The 18,766-nt window shown below is 64.6% G+C and carries 16 protein-coding genes; 15 read left to right on the plus strand and 1 reads right to left on the minus strand.

Annotated elements, in window-relative coordinates; genetic code table 11:
- Positions 1-275 precede the first annotated feature (275 nt).
- The 10 genes from CLM60_RS05265 to cysG all read left to right on the plus strand — a co-directional run bounded on the left by CLM60_RS05265 (position 276) and on the right by cysG (position 14,369).
- Complete coding sequence (locus tag CLM60_RS05265; protein WP_095588123.1) at positions 276-860, plus strand: ANTAR domain-containing response regulator; 585 nt, start codon at positions 276-278, stop codon at positions 858-860.
- Complete coding sequence (locus CLM60_RS05270) at positions 857-2,032, plus strand: ABC transporter substrate-binding protein (protein WP_095588124.1); 1,176 nt, start codon at positions 857-859, stop codon at positions 2,030-2,032. The genes CLM60_RS05265 and CLM60_RS05270 overlap by 4 nt, the downstream gene beginning before the upstream one ends.
- A gap of 254 nt (positions 2,033-2,286) precedes the next feature.
- The gene (locus CLM60_RS05275; RefSeq protein ID WP_095588233.1) at positions 2,287-3,654 is read left to right on the plus strand and encodes a CmpA/NrtA family ABC transporter substrate-binding protein; all 1,368 of its coding nucleotides are present in this window, start codon (positions 2,287-2,289) and stop codon (positions 3,652-3,654) included.
- Positions 3,655-3,743: 89 nt separating this feature from the next.
- Positions 3,744-4,829: an ABC transporter permease gene (locus tag CLM60_RS05280; protein WP_095588125.1), complete on the plus strand. Its 1,086-nt coding sequence runs from the start codon at positions 3,744-3,746 to the stop codon at positions 4,827-4,829.
- A gap of 5 nt (positions 4,830-4,834) precedes the next feature.
- Positions 4,835-6,520 (plus strand): ABC transporter ATP-binding protein, encoded by a 1,686-nt coding sequence (locus CLM60_RS05285; protein ID WP_095588126.1) that lies wholly within the window; start codon positions 4,835-4,837, stop codon positions 6,518-6,520.
- 45 nt (positions 6,521-6,565) lie between these two features.
- Positions 6,566-7,519 carry a GAF domain-containing protein gene (locus tag CLM60_RS05290; RefSeq protein WP_095588127.1) on the plus strand — a complete coding sequence of 318 codons (954 nt, stop codon included), beginning with the start codon at positions 6,566-6,568 and terminating at the stop codon, positions 7,517-7,519.
- Between the two features lie 14 nt (positions 7,520-7,533).
- Positions 7,534-9,978, plus strand: a complete 2,445-nt coding sequence (gene nirB, locus CLM60_RS05295; RefSeq protein ID WP_095588128.1) for a nitrite reductase large subunit NirB — start codon at positions 7,534-7,536, stop codon at positions 9,976-9,978.
- The gene (nirD, locus tag CLM60_RS05300; RefSeq protein WP_095588129.1) at positions 9,975-10,307 is read left to right on the plus strand and encodes a nitrite reductase small subunit NirD; all 333 of its coding nucleotides are present in this window, start codon (positions 9,975-9,977) and stop codon (positions 10,305-10,307) included. Before nirB ends, nirD begins: the two co-directional genes overlap by 4 nt.
- Positions 10,307-12,976 carry a nitrate reductase gene (locus CLM60_RS05305; RefSeq protein WP_095588130.1) on the plus strand — a complete coding sequence of 890 codons (2,670 nt, stop codon included), beginning with the start codon at positions 10,307-10,309 and terminating at the stop codon, positions 12,974-12,976. The genes nirD and CLM60_RS05305 overlap by 1 nt, the downstream gene beginning before the upstream one ends.
- Positions 12,977-12,986: 10 nt before the next feature.
- Positions 12,987-14,369 carry a siroheme synthase CysG gene (cysG, locus tag CLM60_RS05310; protein WP_095588131.1) on the plus strand — a complete coding sequence of 461 codons (1,383 nt, stop codon included), beginning with the start codon at positions 12,987-12,989 and terminating at the stop codon, positions 14,367-14,369.
- A 37-nt stretch (positions 14,370-14,406) separates the two neighbouring features.
- Here the strand turns inward: cysG and CLM60_RS05315 are convergent, their stop codons facing one another.
- Positions 14,407-15,273, minus strand: coding sequence for a branched-chain amino acid aminotransferase (locus CLM60_RS05315; RefSeq protein WP_095588132.1), 867 nt, complete (start codon positions 15,271-15,273; stop codon positions 14,407-14,409).
- Positions 15,274-15,445: 172 nt separating this feature from the next.
- Between CLM60_RS05315 and CLM60_RS05320 the strand changes: the two genes are divergently transcribed.
- Genes CLM60_RS05320 through CLM60_RS05340 form a run of 5 tightly spaced genes read left to right on the plus strand, consistent with a single transcriptional unit; the run spans position 15,446 to position 18,741 of the window.
- The gene (locus CLM60_RS05320; protein WP_095588234.1) at positions 15,446-15,958 is read left to right on the plus strand and encodes a MarR family winged helix-turn-helix transcriptional regulator; all 513 of its coding nucleotides are present in this window, start codon (positions 15,446-15,448) and stop codon (positions 15,956-15,958) included.
- Entirely contained in the window at positions 15,955-16,659 is a 705-nt protein-coding gene (locus tag CLM60_RS05325; protein ID WP_095588133.1) for a response regulator, read from the plus strand. Before CLM60_RS05320 ends, CLM60_RS05325 begins: the two co-directional genes overlap by 4 nt.
- The gene (locus tag CLM60_RS05330) at positions 16,659-17,594 is read left to right on the plus strand and encodes a histone deacetylase family protein (RefSeq protein ID WP_095588134.1); all 936 of its coding nucleotides are present in this window, start codon (positions 16,659-16,661) and stop codon (positions 17,592-17,594) included. The genes CLM60_RS05325 and CLM60_RS05330 overlap by 1 nt, the downstream gene beginning before the upstream one ends.
- The gene (locus CLM60_RS05335) at positions 17,591-17,833 is read left to right on the plus strand and encodes an exodeoxyribonuclease VII small subunit (protein WP_095588135.1); all 243 of its coding nucleotides are present in this window, start codon (positions 17,591-17,593) and stop codon (positions 17,831-17,833) included. The genes CLM60_RS05330 and CLM60_RS05335 overlap by 4 nt, the downstream gene beginning before the upstream one ends.
- Positions 17,833-18,741 (plus strand): polyprenyl synthetase family protein, encoded by a 909-nt coding sequence (locus CLM60_RS05340; protein ID WP_176473798.1) that lies wholly within the window; start codon positions 17,833-17,835, stop codon positions 18,739-18,741. The genes CLM60_RS05335 and CLM60_RS05340 overlap by 1 nt, the downstream gene beginning before the upstream one ends.
- The last annotated feature ends 25 nt before the right edge of the window (positions 18,742-18,766 follow it).

Raw genomic sequence — 18,766 nt, forward strand, 5'->3', positions numbered from 1 at the left:
GTTGCGTCCATAGCAATTCAGAACCGGGCTGTCACCATGGCCGATCTTGCAGTTGCAGCATTTCGCACAGCCGTTGGGACCGGCAGCGGTCGATTGCGGGCCAAGCGTTGGGATCGAAAGCCTGACTTTGCGTGATTATATGGCTTTGTGCGTAATTATTGTGCGAAAAATATGTCATCTTGCCGGTTTGATGCAGTTTTACGCGGTGCTGCCGCTGCAAATCCCGATCCCGCTGCATAGGAGGGTGCGGGGGATTTAAACCGGGGCAAGGGCGCGTGGCGGATTCGCTGTCGATCATCATCGTCGAGCAGGACAAGGTGCGGGCGCATGCCATTGTCGACACCTTGCTGGAAACCGGGCCGCACAAGATCCAGGTCCTGTCGGAAACCACGGGACTGGCCCGCAGCATCGCCGAGATCGACCCCGATATCGTGCTGATCGACATCGCCAACCCGTCGCGCGACATGCTCGAGGAACTGACGCTCGCGTCCAGCCCGCTGGAGCGCCCGGTGGCGCTTTTCGTCGACCGCAGCGATGATGGCCTGGCCCATGCCGCGATCGAGGCCGGCGTGTCGGCCTATGTCGTGGACGGGTTGCAGGCCACGCGGGTCAAGCCGGTGATGGATGCCGCCATCGCCCGGTTCCACATGTTCCAGCGCATGCGCACCGAACTGGCGGCGACGAAGCGCGCGCTTGAGGAACGCAAGATCATCGACCGGGCCAAGGGGATCCTGATGCGCGCGCGCGGGATCGACGAGGACGAGGCCTATGCGCTGATCCGCAAGACCGCGATGAGCCAGGGCCGCAAGCTGGCCGAGGTCGCGCAGGCCCTGGTGACCGCATCGGAGCTGCTGTCATGAGCACACGCCCCCTGTCTGTCGGCTTCATGCCGCTGGTCGATGCCGCGCCGATCATCGTTGCGCACGAGCTGGGCTTTGCCGAGGAAGAGGGGCTGGACCTGCGGCTGCAACGCGCGCCGTCCTGGTCGCTGTTGCGCGACCGGCTGGTGATGGGCGAGTCCGATGCCGCGCAGATGCTGTCGCCCGTGCCGGTGGCGATGGCGTTGGGGCTGGGCGGCGTATCGGTGGGGCTGGATGCGCTGTCGGTTCTGTCGGTCAATGGCAACGTGATCGGTGTATCGACGGCGGTGGCGCAACGATTGCGCGATGCCGGATACGTTCCGGATTTCCAGGATGCCGATGCCGCGGGGCGGGCGCTCAGCGCGTTGTCGGGGCCGCTGCGGGTGGGCGTGCCGTTCCCGTTTTCGATGCATGCCGAGCTGCTGGATTACTGGCTGTCGTCCTATCGCGACACGACCGACGGTCAGGTTCAGATCCGGACCGTTCCGCCGCCCCTGATGGCCGATGCGATTGCCGCGGACGAGATCGACGCGTTCTGCGTCGGCGAGCCCTGGGGATCGAAGACGGTCGAGAATGGCGATGGCGAGCTGTTGTTGCCCGGCGCCGCGATCTGGCAATTCGCGCCGGAAAAGGTTCTGGCCGCGCGCAGTGACTGGGTCACGGCCAACCCTGATCTGACCGCGCGGCTGCTGCGGTCGGTCTGGAAGGCGGCGCTGTGGCTCAGCCGCAAGGACAAGCAATCCACCGTGGCCGAGATTCTGAGCTGGCCGGAATATCTGGGCGTCCCGGTCGAGATGATCGAGCGCGCGCTGAGCGGTCGGATCCTGTTCAACCCGCGCGGCGAGATCCGGAAAGTGCCGCAGATGCTGGAATTCCACGCCGGCGCCGCGACCTTCCCCTGGCGGTCCCAGGCTGCCTGGATCGCCTATCGTCTGGCGCGGCGTTACGGCATCGACCCACAAGAGGCGATCGCCAAGGCCGCACCGGTTTTTCGCAGCGATATCTACCGCGAGGTGCTGGGGCCGATGGGCGCCGATCAGCCCGGCGCGTCAGAGAAGATCGAGGGCTCTTTGCAGGTTCCGACCCCTGTCGCGTCGGATCGGGGCGGGCTGATTCTGGGTCCCGACGCGTTTTTCGACGGCGCGATTTTTGACCCATCCGAGATTTTTTGACTAAAAAATGAACACTGACATGCTGCGTCGCGGCGACGGAGGATGAATCCGGTACGTGTTTAGCGTTCGCGCTTGTTCCAATCATCGTAGGGCGGCTAATCAAGACAAATCAGGGGCAATGGCGTCCCTACGACATCTCTCCCCCATGATGCGGGGATCCGAGCATAGCCGCTCGACCGACTGCGAAAGCAGATATGGTCGGCGGCTTTTTTGTTTTTATCCAGCCCTTCGGGCCAGAGACAAAGGAAGATGGAATGAAATCTCTGACTGCATTGTTCGCTGCAACCACCCTGCTGGCATCGCCTGTCGCCGCCGAGCTTCTCGACGTTGAAAAAGACGAGCTGACCTTTGGCTTCATCAAGCTGACCGACATGGCACCGCTGGCCGTGGCCTATGAGAATGGCTATTTCGAGGACGAAGGCCTGTTCGTCACGCTGGAAGCACAGGCGAACTGGAAGGTTCTGCTGGACGGCGTGATCGACGGCCAGCTGGATGGCGCGCATATGCTGGCCGGCCAGCCGCTGGCCGCCACCATCGGTTTCGGCACCGAAGCCCACATCATCACCCCTTTCTCGATGGACCTGAACGGCAACGGCATCACCGTGTCGAACGAGATCTGGGAGCAGATGAAGCCCCACGTGCCGCTGATGGACGATGGCCGCCCGCAGCACCCGATTTCCGCCGCCTCGCTGAAGCCGGTGGTCGAAGCCTATGCCGCCGAGGGCAAGCCGTTCAACATGGGCATGGTCTTCCCCGTGTCGACCCACAACTATGAACTGCGTTACTGGCTGGCCGCCGGTGGGCTGGAGCCGGGCTTTTACAGCCCCGAAAACATCACCGGCCAGATCGGTGCCGATGTTCTGCTGTCGGTGACCCCGCCGCCGCAGATGCCCGCCACGATGGAAGCCGGCACGATCTATGGCTATTGCGTGGGCGAGCCGTGGAACCAGCAGGCGGTGTTCAAGGGCATCGGCGTTCCGGTCATCACCGATTATGAGCTGTGGAAGAACAACCCCGAAAAGGTGTTCGGCCTGAGCGCGAAGTTCCAGGAAGAAAACCCCAACACAACCATCGCCATCACCAAGGCACTGATCCGCGCCGCGATGTGGCTGGACGAGAACGAGAACGCCAACCGCCCCGAAGCGGTCGAGATCCTGAGCCGTTCGGAATATGTGGGTGCCGATTACGAAGTAATCGCGAACTCGATGACCGGCACGTTCGAATACGAAAAGGGCGACAAGCGTGAAGTGCCCGATTTCAACGTGTTCTTCCGCTATAACGCGACCTATCCGTTCTATTCCGACGCCGTCTGGTACCTGACCCAGATGCGCCGCTGGGGCCAGATCGCAGAAGCCAAGCCCGACAGCTGGTATGACGAGGTCGCCAAGTCGGTCTATAAGCCGGAAATCTATCTGGAAGCCGCCCGTCACCTGGTCGACGAAGGCCTGGCGAACGAGGCCGACTTCCCCTGGGACAGCGACGGCTACAAGGCGCCGACCCCAGCCGAGGATATCATCGACGGCATCGCCTATGACGGCAAGACGCCCAACGCCTATCTGGAAAGCCTGCCGATCGGCCTGAAGGGCGACCAGAAGGTCGTCGGTAACGAAATCCAGGGTTAACGCCCGAGGATGTCCCCCTTTCCCGTGATGTCTTTCGCACGCATCCCGGGGGAGGGGCCGCTCCCCTCATATCCACAGGACAGCTTGTTATGACAGCCATCGACCCGGATACCCTGAAAGCCGACGCGGACAAGGAAGCCCGCCGCGCCCGTCTTTTCACCCGCATCAACAAGGCAGACGCCTGGTTCCAGGTTCTTGGCCTGAGCTGGATGACGCCGATCCTGAAAGCCGTCGCCGGTGACAACCCGCAAGCACAGATGAAAGAGATCTGGCGCCTGCTTGGTGTGCCGCTGCTGGCGATTGCGGGGTTCCTGTTCGTCTGGGCCACGCTGGCGCCGACGGTCCAGACCTCGCTGGGGGCGATCCCCGGGCCGACCCAGGTCTGGGAGCAGGTCGGAAACCTGCATGCCGACCATATCCGCGAGCGCGACAAAGAGGTCGCCTTCTACGAGCGGCAGGACGCCCGCAACGCCAAGCTGATCGAGGCCGGCAATGCCGACAAGGTCAAGGAACGCACCTATACCGGCAAGCCGACCTATTACGATCAGATCTGGACCTCGATCAAAACCGTGTTCTTCGGCTTTCTGATCGGATCGGCCATCGCGATCCCGCTGGGAATTCTGGGCGGCCTGTCGCCCACGGCGAATGCCGCGATGAACCCGCTGATCCAGATCTTCAAGCCGGTCTCGCCGCTGGCCTGGCTGCCGATCGTGACCATGGTGGTTTCGGCCGTCTATGTGACCAATGACGGGCTGTTTTCGAAATCTTTCCTGAACTCGGCCATCACGGTGACGCTGTGTTCGCTGTGGCCCACGCTGATCAACACCGCGCTGGGTGTCAGCAGCATCGACAAGGATCTGGTGAACGTGTCCAAGGTTCTGAAGATGAACACCTGGACCAAGATCACCAAGCTGGTCCTGCCGTCCGCGCTGCCGCTGATCTTCACCGGTCTGCGCCTGTCGCTTGGTGTGGGCTGGATGGTGCTGATCGCCGCCGAAATGCTGGCGCAGAACCCCGGCCTGGGCAAGTTCGTGTGGGATGAGTTCCAGAACGGCTCCAGCCAGTCGCTGGCCAAGATCATGGTGGCGGTCTTTACCATCGGGATCATCGGCTTCCTGCTGGACCGCCTGATGTTCGCCATCCAGTCGCTCTTCACCTTCTCGAGCACACGGTGAGCGCCATGTCAGTCCTGGAGTTCAAGAACGTCACCAAAAGCTTCGGTGAAGGCATCCACCAGACCGATGTTCTGAAGGACATCAACCTTGAAGTGCAGGAGGGCGAGTTCCTTGTCCTTCTGGGCTTCTCGGGCACCGGCAAGACGACGCTGATCAACCTGATGGCGGGGCTGGAACTGCCCAGCAAGGGCAGCGTCACCTTCAAGGGCCAGCCGATCACCGGCCCCGGCCCGGAACGCGGGGTGATCTTTCAGAACTATTCGCTGATGCCGTGGCTGACGGTGAACGGCAATGTCGGTCTGGCGGTCGACACGATGTTCCCGGGCCTGTCCAAGGCCGAGCGCGCCGAAAAGGTTTCGCACTACGTCAAGATGGTGGGCCTGGGCCATGCCACGGGCCGCCGTCCGGCGGAGCTGTCGGGCGGGATGCGGCAACGGGTGAACGTGGCGCGTGCGCTGGCGATGAACCCCGAGGTTCTGTTGCTGGACGAGCCGCTTTCGGCGCTGGATGCGCTGACCCGTGCCAATCTGGCCGACGAGATCGAACATATCTGGGAGGCCGACAAGAAGACCTGTGTCCTGATCACCAATGACGTGGACGAGGCGATCATCCTGGCCGACCGGATCATCGCGCTGAACCCCGACGGGACGCTGGGCGAAGAATTCAAGGTGTCGATCCCGCGCCCGCGCGAACGCACCGAGATGAACCACCACGAAGGCTTCAAGCGCCTGCGTGCGGACGTGACCAATTACCTGATGGATGTCGGGATCGAGGCCAAGGTCGAAGGCACGCGCGTGCTGCCCGATGTCACCGCGATCCACAACATCCCCAAGGCGCAGGTCGACGCACAGGCCGGCGACAGCACGCGGACGGACAAGTACCTGGAGTTTTCGCGCCTGCACAAGATCTATCCGACGCCCAAGGGTCCGCTGACCGTGGTCGAGGATTTCGACCTGAAGCTGAACAAGGGCGAATTCATCTCGCTGATCGGGCATTCGGGCTGTGGCAAATCCACGGTTCTGACCATGGCGGCGGGGCTGAACCCGATTTCCAAGGGGGTCATCAATCTGGACGGCCGCGCCGTGCTGGATGCCGATCCCGAACGCGCGGTGGTGTTTCAGTCGCCCAACCTGTTCCCGTGGCTGACCGCCAAGGAAAACGTGGCCGTGGGGGTCGACAAGGTCTATCCCCGCGCGTCCCAGGCCGAGCGTCAGGATGTCGTCGAATACTATCTGGAACGGGTGGGCCTGGGCGACAGCATGGACAAGCAGGCCAGCGATCTGTCCAACGGCATGAAACAGCGTGTGGGGATCGCGCGGGCTTTTGCCCTGAGCCCCAAGCTTTTGCTGCTGGATGAACCGTTCGGGATGCTGGACAGCCTGACCCGGTGGGAGCTGCAAGAGGTCCTGATGGAGGTCTGGGACCGCACCAAGGTGACCGCGATCTGCGTGACCCATGATGTGGACGAGGCGATCCTTCTGGCAGACCGCGTGGTCATGATGACCAACGGCCCGCAGGCCACGATCGGCAAGATCGTCGATGTCGACCTGCCGCGCCCGCGCACCCGCAAGGCGCTGTTGGAGCACCCCGATTACTATCGCTACCGCCAACAGGTGCTCGATTTCCTCGAGGAATACGAGCACGGCGCAAAGCCGAAGAAACCGGCGGCTTCGGCCATCGCGGCGGAATAGGCCGGGTGCGCCCGGTTTGTCCCTGGTCACAAGGAGACCTTTGAGATGGACACATTGACGACAGTAGCGACGGACACGTTCATACAGGTTGCCGAGGTTTGGGTGCCTGAGGGTGATCGGCTTGTCTTGTCGGTTGGCGATTACAACGGCCTGACCGCGTTCGAGGAAGCCTCGCGCCAGAGCAGCTTCGGCAAGGGCGAGGGCCTGCCGGGCAAGGCCTGGGCCGAATGTCGCCCGGTGGTTCTGACCGAATTCGACGGCTCGTATTTCAAGCGCATCGAAGCCGCCAGAGAGGCCGGGCTGACCTCGGCCGTGGCGGTTCCGATCTTTGACGAGGACACGCTCAAGGCGGTTCTGGTCGTGCTGTGCGGTGACGATGACACCCGCACCGGCGCGATCGAGGTCTGGACGACCGATTCCGGCGGGATGCTGAAGCTGAACGAAGGGTATTACGGCGCGGCGAAGGAATTCGAATTCGTGTCGAAACACACCCATTTCCCGCGCGGCCAGGGGCTGCCGGGTGGTGTCTGGGCGGCGAAAGCGCCAATCCTGATGCGCGATCTGGGCTCGGGTTACAAATTCGTGCGCGCCTCGGCTGCGGGCAAGGCGGGGCTGACCACGGGGATCGGCATCGACGTGCCGGTGCCCGGCGAAAGCCCTTATATCCTGACGCTGCTGTCGGCGCTGGGCACCCCCATCGCCCGCCGGTTCGAGATCTGGGACGCCCGCAAGTCGCGGATGGGGTCCAGCGGGCAGGCGGCGCTGGTCGATGGCATCTGCGAACGCGAAGGCCCGCTGTGGCGGGACGATGGCGATGGCGTCAATGACGAGGCCCCGACCGCAACCGCCTGGAAAGGCCCCGTGGGCCAGGTCCTGGGCTCGGGCCTGCCGGTGGTCAGCCGGGGCGGGGCCGGATTGCCCGCCGGATACCAATCCTTTGTCGGCTTGCCGATCCACCGCGACGGGGCGCTGTCCCACATCGTCGCCTGGTACCTGTAAGAGGAGCGAAGACTGTGACTCAGAAACTGATCATCATCGGTGCGGGTATGGCTTCGGGCCGCGCGCTCGAGGAATTGCTGGCCGCGCAACCCGATGGCTGGGACGTCACCCTGTTCAACGCCGAACCGCGTGGCAACTATAACCGGATCATGCTGTCGCCGGTCCTGTCGGGCGAGAAAACCTTTGACGAGATCGTGACCCATACCGCCGAATGGTACGAGGAAAACGGCGTGACCTGCCGCTTTGGCGAAAAGGTCGTTGCGATCGACAAGGCCGCCAAGACCGTGACCGCCGAAAACGGCGATGTCCTGCCCTATGACAAGCTGCTGATCGGCACCGGCTCGAACCCGTTCATCATCCCGCTGCCGGGGCATGACCTGGACGGTGTGATCGCCTATCGCGATCTGGAAGACACCAACAAGATGATCGCGCTGGGCGAGAAATCCGACGCCAAGGCGGTTGTGATCGGTGGCGGCCTGCTGGGTCTGGAAGCCGCTGCAGGGCTGAAGCTGCGCGGGGTCGATGTGACCGTGGTGCATATCATGGGCCACCTGATGGAACGTCAGCTGGACGAGGCCGCCGGTTACCTGCTGCGCAAGGCGCTGGTCGATCGCGGCATCAAGGTGATGTGCAGCGCCAATTCCAAGGAGATCGTCGGCAAGGATGGCAAGGTCGCCGCGCTGATGCTGGATGACGGAACCGAGCTGCCCTGTGACCTGCTGGTGATGGCGGTGGGCATTCGCCCGAATGTCGCCCTGGCGGCCGAGAACGGGCTGGCCACCGGCCGTGGGATCCACGTTGACGATCACATGGTGACCTCGGACCCGGATATCCTGGCCGTGGGCGAATGCGTCGAACATGACGGCGCGATCTTCGGTCTGGTGGCGCCGCTTTACGACCAGGCCAAGGTCGTGGCCAAGACGCTGCTGGGCGATGACGCCCGGTTCGTGCAGCGCGAGGTGTCGACCAAGCTGAAGGTCACCGGTTGCGACCTGTTCAGCGCCGGTGACTTCGCCGATGGCGACGGCCGCGAGGACATCGTGTTCCGCGACCCCGCGCGCGGCGTCTACAAGCGTCTGGTGATCGCGGACGACAAGCTGATCGGCGCGGTGATGTATGGCGACACCGCCGACAGCAACTGGTTCTTCGGTCTGATCAAGGATGGCGAAGATATCTCGGACATGCGCGAGACGCTGATCTTCGGCCCCGCCTATCAGGGAGGAGAGCCGCTGGACCCTATGGCGGCCGTTGCAGCCTTACCGGATGACGCAGAGATCTGCGGCTGCAACGGCGTATGCAAGGGTGACATCGTGGCCGCGATCAACGCGGGCGCGACCGATCTGGCGGCGATCCGCGCGACCACCAAGGCCAGCGCGTCCTGCGGGACCTGCACCGGGCTGGTGGAACAGGTTCTGGGCGTCACGCTGGGCGATGATTTCGTCATTCCCGCCGCGCAATCGGTCTGTGGCTGCACCGATCTCAGCCACGAGGATGTGCGCCGTTTGATCAAGAGCCAGGAGCTGAAATCGCAACCCGCCGTCTGGCAGGAACTGGGCTGGAAAACGCCCAATGGCTGCCATGTCTGCCGGCCCGCGATCAACTTCTATCTGCTGGCCGACTGGCCGCTGGAATACCGCGACGATCCCCAGTCGCGCTTCGTGAACGAACGCAACCACGCCAATATCCAGAAGGACGGCACCTATAGCGTCGTGCCGCGGATGTGGGGCGGGATCACCACACCGGACGAGCTGCGCGCGATTGCCGATGCCGCCGACAAGTACAACGTGCCGACGGTCAAGGTGACGGGCGGTCAGCGGATCGACCTGCTGGGGGTCAAGAAGGAAGACCTGCCCGCGATGTGGTACGACCTGAACCAGGCGGGAATGGTGTCGGGCCATGCCTATTCCAAGGGTCTGCGCACGGTGAAAACCTGTGTGGGCAAGGATCACTGCCGCTTCGGCACCCAGGACAGCACCGGGCTTGGCATCAAGCTGGAAAAGCTGCTGTGGGGGTCGTGGACGCCGCACAAGGTCAAGCTTGGCGTGTCGGGTTGCCCCCGCAACTGTGCCGAAGCCACCTGCAAGGATGTGGGCATCGTCTGTGTCGACAGCGGGTACGAGGTCAGCGTGGCCGGCGCCGCCGGTATGGACGTGAAGGAAACCGAGCTTCTGGCCAAGGTCACGACCGAGGAAGAGGCGATCGCGGTCACCACCGCCTTTGTCCAGATCTATCGCGAGAACGCCAAATATCTGGACCGGGGTTATAAATGGGTCGCCAAGGTCGGGCTCGACTGGGTCAAGGAACAGGTGGTCGACGATCTGGAAAACCGTAAGGCGCTGGTCGAACGGTTCGAGATCTCGCAATCGGTCTATCGCACCGACCCGTGGGCCGAACACGCCCGCGAACGTGCCGAAAGCTATCAACCCCTTGCAGACCTGACACTGGAGGCCGCGGAATGAGCTGGATCGATATCGGAAGCATCGACGACATCCCCGTGCGCGGCGCGCGGGTCGTCAAGACGGCGCTGGGCTGTGTCGCGGTGTTCCGCACCGCCGAGGCCGAGGTTTTTGCGACATCGGACCGCTGCCCGCACAAGGGCGGCCCGCTGTCCGAAGGCATCGTGCATGGCCAGAAGGTGACCTGTCCGCTGCACAACTGGGTGTTCGATCTGAACACCGGACAGGCACAGGGCGCCGACGAGGGGCAGATCGCCACCTTCGGCACCAAGGTCGAAGCCGGGCGTATCCTGCTTGATAGCGCGCAGCTTTCAAAACCGGCTGCCGCGTGATGGACGGGTCCGAGCTGCCTCTGGCGCAGAAGGGATCGGCGCAGGCCCCGGTGGTCTGCTCGACCTGCCCTTATTGCGGTGTCGGCTGCGGCGTCAAGCTGAGCCCTGACGGTGCGGGCGGATTGCAGGTGCGCGGCGACCAGACCCATCCGGCCAATTACGGGCGGCTCTGCTCCAAAGGCTCGGCGCTGGGCGAGACCGTCGATCTGGATGGCCGGCTGTTGCACCCGGTCGTGGATGGGGCTGCGGCAAGCTGGGACAGCGCGCTGGATCTGGTGGCCGAACGGTTCAAGGCCACGATTGCCGAACACGGGCCCGACAGCGTGGCCTTCTATGTCTCGGGCCAGTTGCTGACCGAGGATTACTATGTCGCCAACAAGCTGATGAAGGGTTTCATCGGCTCGGCCAATATCGACACCAACTCGCGGCTTTGCATGGCCTCGACCGTGGCCGGGCACAAGCGCGCCTTTGGCACCGACACGGTGCCAGGCCGCTATACCGACCTGGAAGAGGCTGACACGGTCGTGCTGGTCGGCAGCAACCTGGCCTGGTGCCACCCGGTCCTGTACCAGCGGCTGGCGGCGGCGAAAAAGGCCCGGCCGGGGCTGCGCGTGGTCAATATCGACCCGCGCCGCACGGCCACGTCGGATCTGGCGGACCTGCACCTGTCGGTCGAACCGGGCAGCGATGTGGCGCTGTTCAATCACCTGCTGGCGCAAATCGTGCGCCGGGATGTGGTGGACGCCGATTACGTCGCCCGGCATGTGTCGGGCTTTGACGCGGCCATCGCGGCGGCGGCAGGGGGCGATGTTTCGGTCACCGGCCTGCATCCCGATGAGATCGCGGAATTCGTGGACAGCTGGATCGGTACCGAAAAGGTCGTGACCGTCTTCAGCCAGGGCGTGAATCAGTCGACCAGCGGCAGCGACAAGGTCAACGCAATCATCAATTGCCACCTGGCGACCGGACGGGTTGGTCGCCCCGGGATGGGTCCGTTTTCCGTCACCGGACAACCCAACGCCATGGGCGGGCGCGAGGTTGGCGGGCTGGCCAACATGCTGGCCTGTCACCTGGATATCGAAAACGCCGACCATCGCGCGGCGGTTCAGGAATTCTGGTCCGCGCCCGAGATGCCGACCAATGCCGGGCTGAAGGCCGTGGACATGTTCCGCGCCGCGGGCGAGGGCAAGATCAAGGCGCTGTGGGTCATGTGCACCAACCCCGCCGTGTCCCTCCCCGAGGCCAACAGCGTGCGCGACGCCATCGCGGCCTGTGATTTCGTGGTGGTGTCGGACATGTACGCCACGACCGATACCGCGCGGCTGGCCGATGTGATCCTGCCCGCCACCGGCTGGGCCGAAAAGGACGGCACCGTCACCAATTCCGAACGCTGCATCAGCCGCCAGCGCGGGGTGATGCCGATTCCCGGTGCGGCGCGGCACGACTGGAACATCATCGCCGATGTGGGCCGCCGCATGGGCTGGGCACAGGCGTTCGATTATCAAAGCCCGTCCGAGATCTTTCGCGAATATGCCGCGCTCTCTGGCATTGCGGGCCAGTTCGGGCGCGATTTCGATATCTCGGGCCTGTCGGATCTGGACCAGCAGGCCTATGACGCGTTGCAGCCCACCTATTGGCCCGTCCCGAAGCAGGGGCAGGCCGGTGACCGGTTCTTTGCCGAGGGCGGTTTTTTCACCCCCGACCGCAAGGGGCGGATGCTGGCGCTGACCCACCGCGCGCCGGTGGCCAGCCCCACGGCTGAATTTCCGTTCCGGCTGAACACCGGGCGCATTCGCGATCAGTGGCACACGATGACGCGCACGGCGAAATCCGCGCGCCTGAGCCAGCACCTGGCCGAACCGTTCCTTGAGATCCACCCGCTGGACGCCCAAGGCACGGGCATTGAGCCGGCCGATATCGTCCGGGTCGAAAGCCCGTACGGCGCGGTTCTGCTGCGGGCGCTGATCACCGACCGGGTGCGGCGCGGATCGGTCTTTGCGCCGATGCACTGGACCTCGGAATTCGCGTCTTCGGCGCGGATCGGCACGGTGATCCGGGCCGAAACCGATCCGGTCTCGGGCCAGCCCGAGGGCAAGGCCTCGGTTGTGTCGGTCGCCCCGGCAAAACCCGCCTGGTACGGGTTCGCCGTTTCGGCTGACCGGATGGCGCCGGATGCGGCCTATTGGGCGATGATCCCCAGCAACGAAGGCTGGCGCGCCGAACTGGCCGATTTCGACCGTCCCGCCGATTGGGAGGCGTTTGCCCGCGCCCTGTTCGGCCAGACCGACGGCGAGGCAGTGGTGGTCGAGGACGCAACGCGGGGATTGGCGCGGGTTGCGCTCTTTCGCGACGGGGTGCTGACCGCCGCGCTCTTTACCGACAAAGAGCCGGTGCAGGTGGCCCGGAAATACGCCTGTTCGGCACTGGGCGCGGCGGGTGCGGGCGTTCTGGCCGGGCGCCCCGGCGCCGACCAGCCCGACCCGGGCGCGACGGTTTGCGCCTGTTTCGACATCGGGATCAACACCATCATCGCCGCGATTGCCGAACGGCACCTGACGACCGTTGAACAGATCGGCGAAGCCATCCAGGCGGGTACCAATTGCGGCTCGTGCCGGCCCGAACTGGCAACCATCCTGGCGGGTATGCATGTCCCGCAGGCCGCAGAATAGGGGCGGGGCGATGAAAAGCTTTCCGATGTTCGTCAAGACCACCGACCGCCATGTGGTCATCGCGGGCGGGGGCGAACAGGCGGCGCAAAAGGCGCGGCTGATGCTGAAGACCGACGCGCGGATCGTGCTGCTGGCGCCCGCGCTGGACGAAGAGCTGTCCGCGCTGGTGGCCGAGGGGCGGGCCGATTGGCGATCCGGCCCGATCACGCCCGACAGTTTCGCGGGCTGTGCGATGGGGTTCATCGCCACGGGCTGCCCGGCGGTCGATTTCAGCCTGCACGCGCTGGCCAAGGCGGGCGGCGCGATGGTCAATGTCGTCGACCGGCCCGAGCTGTGCGATATCACCACGCCCTCCATCGTCGATCGCGATCCGGTGGTCGTGGCCATTGGGACCGAAGGTACGGCGCCGGTTCTGGCGCGGCGGATCAAGACCGATATCGAACAGCAGCTTGACCCCCGGCTGGGCGCGTTCGCCGCGCTGGCGGGGCGGTTGCGCGGGGCGGTGGCCGCACGGGTGCCGATGGCACGGCGGCGGGCGTTCTGGCGGTCGGTCTTCGGCGGGCCGGAATGGCAGGAATTTCGCAGCGGCAATGAGCGCAGCGCGGCACAGGCGCTGAAGGCGCGCATCGCCGAGGGCGGCGAAAGCGCCGACGATCTGGGGCGCATCGCGCTGATCGGCGCGGGCCCCGGCGCGCGCGATCTGCTGACCCTGCGCGCGGTCGAGCGGCTGCAGGAAGCGGATGTGATCTTTTACGACCGGCTGGTCGATCCCGATGTGCTGGAACTGGCGCGGCGGGATGCCGAACGTGTCTTTGTGGGCAAGACGGTGGGCGCCAGCGATTGGCCACAGGATCGGATCAACGCGCTGATCGTGTCGGCGGCACAGCGCGGCCAGAACGTCGTGCGGCTGAAATCCGGCGACCCTTCGATCTTTGGCCGCGCGACCGAGGAAATGGACGCCGCCCGCGCCGCCGGTATCCCGGTGGAAATCGTGCCCGGCGTCACAGCCGCCAGCGCGGCGGCGGCCAGCCTGGGCCGGTCGCTGAGCGAGCGGGGCGAGACCGACCATGTCATCCTGGCCACCGGCACCTGTCGCCCCGGTGATGCTGCGCCGTCCTGGGGCACGCTGATGCATCCGGGCACCACGCTGGTGCTGTACATGGCGGTGCACAAGGCGCGCGCGTTGCAGGACAACTTGATGGACAGTGGCCTGGCCCCCGATAGCGGGGTCGAGATCGTGTCGCGCGCCAGCCACGCCGATGAACGGATCAGCCGCACGTCGCTGGCCGATCTGGCCGAACATGTGGAGCGCGAGGGGATCGGCAGCCCGTCAATCCTGATCGTGCGGCGGCCCAAGGCGCAGGCCGCGCCGGTGCAGTTGAAGCGGGCCTGAAACGAAAGCGGCGGCCCGAAGGCCGCCGCTGTGATGCTCAGGAACGCACCAGCTTTTCATAGCTTCCGGCGATCTCGCGCGTCAGCGCGCCGACCTCGAAATTATAGTCGCCGATCTGGCCCACGGGCGTGACCTCGGCCGCGGTGCCGGTCAGCCAGCATTGTTCGAACCCTTCCATCTCTTCGGGCATGATGTGGCGCTCGTGCACCTTGACCTGACGGTCACGCAGCATGCCGATGACGGTCTGGCGGGTCAGCCCGTTCAGGAAGCAATCGGGGTCGGGGGTGTGCACCTCGCCATCCTTGACGAAGAAGATGTTGGCGCCCGTCGCCTCGGCCACATAGCCGCGATAATCCATGAACAGGGCGTCCGAACAGCCCTTGGCCTCGGCCGCGTGTTTCGACGTGGTGCAGATCATGTAAAGACCCGCCGCCTTGGCATGCACGGGGATGGTTTCGGGGCTGGGACGTTTCCATTTCGAAATGTCCAGCTTGGCGCCCTTCATCTTGGCATCGCCGTAATAGGCGCCCCATTCCCAGGCCGCGATGGCCAGGTGAACCGGGTTGCGGGCGGATGCGACCCCCATATCCTCGCCCGCGCCGCGCCAGGCGACCGCGCGCACATAGGCATCGGTCAGCCCGTTCGCGGTCAGGACCTCCTGCTTGGCGGCCTCGATCTCGTCGACGGTAAAGGGGATCTGGAAATCCAGTTCGCCGGCCGAGAAATGCAGTCGTTCGGAATGTTCCCGGCTTTTGAAGATCTTGCCGTTATAGGCGCGCTCGCCTTCGAACACGGACGAGGCATAGTGCAAGGCATGGGTCAGAATGTGTACGTTCGCCGCGCGCCAGTCGATCAGCTTGCCATCCATCCAGATCTTGCCGTCGCGGTCATCATAACCAGCCATTGTCTTTTCCTCTTCTAGCTGCGGCGTCAATTTTCATAAGTTGCCGAAATAGGTCCGCACCGGACACATAATTTCGCAAAACCGGGAATTCGCTAACAATTGATTCTTGGAAAGTCAACAAGACTGACATAAAATCGGATGCTGTAACAAAAGAAGTGAACCGGGGGCGATGATGAGCAACGGCACGAAACCCGCCACGCCCAGTGGCGAAAGCCTGCTGTTTCTGACCGATGACCAGCTGCGCAAGGGGATCGAGGCGATGTTCTTTGCCTATCGCGGGTTCACCGCCGATCCCGACCGGATCCTGGAAAACCACGCCTATGGCCGGGCGCATCACCGGGCGATCCACTTCATCAACCGCAGCCCCGGCACAACGGTCAACAACCTGCTGTCGGTGCTGGGCGTGACCAAGCAATCGCTGAACCGCGTGCTGCGCGCGCTGATCGAGGATGGGCTGGTCGAAAGCCGTGTGGGCACCCGCGACAAGCGCGAGCGGCACCTGTACCTGACCGAGGCAGGCACCGCGCTGGAGCAAGAGCTGTCCACCGCGCAGCGGGCGCGGATGCGGGCCGCCTATCGTCAGGTCGGCCCCGAAGCCGTTGCGGGATTTCGTCAGGTGCTCGAGGCAATGATGGACCCCGAAATGCGGCGCCATTACAATCAGGTCAGGGAGGGCGAAAGATGAGCGATGTGAACGACGCGCACCTGCTGATCGTGGATGATGACGAGCGCATCCGCGAGCTGTTGCAGAAGTTTCTGGTGCGGCACGGTTTCTGGGTCAGCGCCGCGCGCGATGCCGCCCATGCCCGGCGGCTGCTGGGCGGGCTGGATTTCGATCTGATCGTGCTGGACGTGATGATGCCGGGCGAGGATGGCGTCAGCCTGACCCGGTCGCTGCGCGAAAGCCTTCAGACGCCGATCCTGCTGTTGACGGCCAAGGCCGAAACCCAGGAGCGCATCGACGGGCTGGAGGCCGGGGCCGACGATTATCTGGCCAAGCCCTTCGAGCCGAAAGAGCTGTTGCTGCGGATCAACGCGATCCTGCGCCGTGTGCCCGCCGAACCCGCGCAGGCCGCCGCGCCCAAGCTGTTGCAGATGGGGCCGGTGCGCTATGACACCGAACGGGGCGAGCTGTGGAATGGCGAGGATCTGATCCGCCTGACCGCCACCGAAAGCCAATTGATGAAGATCTTTTGCACCGCCATTGGCGAGCCGCTGAGCCGCGCCAAGCTGGTCGAGGATCTGGGCCGCGACCGCGGTCAGGCGCAGGAACGCGCGGTCGATGTCCAGATCACGCGCCTGCGCCGCAAGATCGAGGTGAACCCCAAACAGCCCCGATACCTGCAAACCGTGCGCGGGGCGGGTTACATGCTGGCGCCGGACTGATGGCCACGGCCTTCATCACCCATCCCGATTGCCTGGACCATGTCACGCCGCCGGGCCATCCCGAACAGGTGGCGCGGCTGCATGCAATCAACGAACGGCTGGCCGGGTCGGAATTCGACGGGCTGACATATCTTGCCGCCCCACTGGCCGAGGACGCCGATATCCTGCGCTGTCACCCGCAGACCTATATCGACCGGATCAGCAATGCGCTGCCGGTGACGGGGTGGTCGTCGCTCAATGGCGATACGCATCTGGCGCCGGGCTCGCTGGCCGCCGCGCGGCGCGGGGTGGGCGGCAACCTGTTGGCGGTGGATCAGGTGATCGGCGGACAGGTGCAGAACGCGTTCGTGTCCTGCCGCCCGCCCGGGCACCACGCGGAAACCGAAACCGCGATGGGCTTCTGCCTGTTCGGCAATGTCGCGATTGCGGCGAAACACGCGCTGGACCACCACGGGCTGAACCGCGTCGCGATCGTCGATTTCGATGTGCATCACGGCAATGGCACCCAGGATCTGATGTGGGACGAGGGGCGGGTGCTGTTCGCCTCGAGCCACCAGATGCCGCTTTATCCCGGCACCGGGGCGGCGCATGAACGCGGCGCGCATGAGAATATCCTGAACGTGCCGCTGCCGCCGATGTCGGGCGGGTCGCTGATGCGCAAGGAATATCAGGGTCAGATCCTGCCCGCGCTGGACGAATTCGCGCCGGAGCTTGTCCTGATCTCGGCCGGGTTCGACGCGCATATGGCCGATCCGCTGGCGCAGTTGAACTGGAGCGTCGAGGATTTCGTCTGGGTCACCGAGCGGCTCTGTGAGGTTGCGGCGCGTCATGCCGGGGGGCGGGTGGTCTCGACTCTGGAAGGCGGATATGATCTGCAGGCGCTGGCCGCGAGCGTCGCGGCCCATGTTCAGGTTTTGATGGAGCAGGGATCGTGAGCGACAAACCCGTGGCCGAGATGAGTTTCGAAGAGGCGTTGCAGGCGCTGGAAGGCGTCGTGAACCGGCTGGAACGGGGCGATGTGCCGCTGGAGGAATCGATCGGGCTTTATGAACGCGGGGCCGAGCTGAAGGCGCGCTGCGAGACCAAGCTGAAAGAGGCCGAGGAAAAGGTCGCCGCGATCACGCTGGACGCCAATGGCAACCCCACCGGGACGACCCCTGTCGAAGGCATGTGATGCCGGACCCGATCATCGTCACCCAGGCCCCCGACATCGCCGCGCTGCCCCTGGACGCGGCGCTGGATCGGGCGCGCACGCTGTCGCTGGCGCAGTTGCACATGCTGCTGGCGGGGCAGGACGGCGATGTGGCGCAGGCCATGCGCTATGCCCTGGATGGGGGCAAGGGGTTGCGGGCCTTTCTGGTACTGGAAAGCGCGCGGCTGTTCGGGATCGACCGCACCGCATCCGCCCCCGCCGCCGCGGCGATTGAGGCGATCCACGCGTATTCGCTGGTGCATGACGACCTGCCCTGCATGGATGACGACGACCTGCGGCGTGGCAAGCCGACCGTGCACCGCAAATGGGACGAGACCACCGCCGTGCTGGCCGGTGACGCCTTGCAATCGCTGGCCTTTCAATCGCTATTCTTCACCGACTGTTCGGCGGACAGCAAGGTCCTGCTGTTCGGCAGCCTGGCCGATGCCGCGGGCATTCGCGGCATGGTCGGCGGGCAGGCGATGGATATCGCGGCCGAAACCGCTGACACGCCCCTGACGCTGGATCAGATCACCCGGCTTCAGGCCGGCAAGACCGGCGCGCTGATCACATGGTCGGCCACGGCGGGTGCCCATATCGCGGGCGCTGACGCGCAGGCGCTGGAAACCTATGGCGATTGCCTGGGCCTGGCGTTTCAGATCGCCGATGACGTTCTGGATGTCGAAGGCGACGCCGCCAAGACCGGCAAGGCCGTGGGCAAGGATGCCGATGCGGGCAAGGCCACGTTCGTCTCGCTGCTGGGTCTGGACGAGGCGAAACGCCGCGCTGCGAACCTCGTGCACGAGGCCTGCGAGGCGCTATCTGTATATGGCGATGACGCGGAATGCTTGCGGGATGCCGCCCGCTTCGTTATCTCGCGCGAGAACTGATGCCGACCCGAAGGAGGGGACGGAT

Source organism: Actibacterium ureilyticum (assembly GCF_002285435.1).
Taxonomy (GTDB): domain Bacteria; phylum Pseudomonadota; class Alphaproteobacteria; order Rhodobacterales; family Rhodobacteraceae; genus Actibacterium_C; species Actibacterium_C ureilyticum.

Bases quoted from the DNA above. Each gene is read 5' to 3' on its own strand.
- CLM60_RS05340 (WP_176473798.1), top strand. From the start codon at position 17,833: ATGCCGGACCCGATCATCGTCACCCAGGCCCCCGACATCGCCGCGCTG.
- cysG (WP_095588131.1), top strand. From the start codon at position 12,987: ATGAAAAGCTTTCCGATGTTCGTCAAGACCACCGACCGCCATGTGGTC.
- CLM60_RS05275 (WP_095588233.1), top strand. From the start codon at position 2,287: ATGAAATCTCTGACTGCATTGTTCGCTGCAACCACCCTGCTGGCATCG.
- CLM60_RS05280 (WP_095588125.1), top strand. From the start codon at position 3,744: ATGACAGCCATCGACCCGGATACCCTGAAAGCCGACGCGGACAAGGAA.
- nirD (WP_095588129.1), top strand. From the start codon at position 9,975: ATGAGCTGGATCGATATCGGAAGCATCGACGACATCCCCGTGCGCGGC.
- CLM60_RS05315 (WP_095588132.1), bottom strand. From the start codon at position 15,273: ATGGCTGGTTATGATGACCGCGACGGCAAGATCTGGATGGATGGCAAG.
- CLM60_RS05325 (WP_095588133.1), top strand. From the start codon at position 15,955: ATGAGCGATGTGAACGACGCGCACCTGCTGATCGTGGATGATGACGAG.
- CLM60_RS05290 (WP_095588127.1), top strand. From the start codon at position 6,566: ATGGACACATTGACGACAGTAGCGACGGACACGTTCATACAGGTTGCC.
- CLM60_RS05285 (WP_095588126.1), top strand. From the start codon at position 4,835: ATGTCAGTCCTGGAGTTCAAGAACGTCACCAAAAGCTTCGGTGAAGGC.
- CLM60_RS05305 (WP_095588130.1), top strand. From the start codon at position 10,307: ATGGACGGGTCCGAGCTGCCTCTGGCGCAGAAGGGATCGGCGCAGGCC.
- CLM60_RS05320 (WP_095588234.1), top strand. From the start codon at position 15,446: ATGAGCAACGGCACGAAACCCGCCACGCCCAGTGGCGAAAGCCTGCTG.
- CLM60_RS05330 (WP_095588134.1), top strand. From the start codon at position 16,659: ATGGCCACGGCCTTCATCACCCATCCCGATTGCCTGGACCATGTCACG.
- CLM60_RS05270 (WP_095588124.1), top strand. From the start codon at position 857: ATGAGCACACGCCCCCTGTCTGTCGGCTTCATGCCGCTGGTCGATGCC.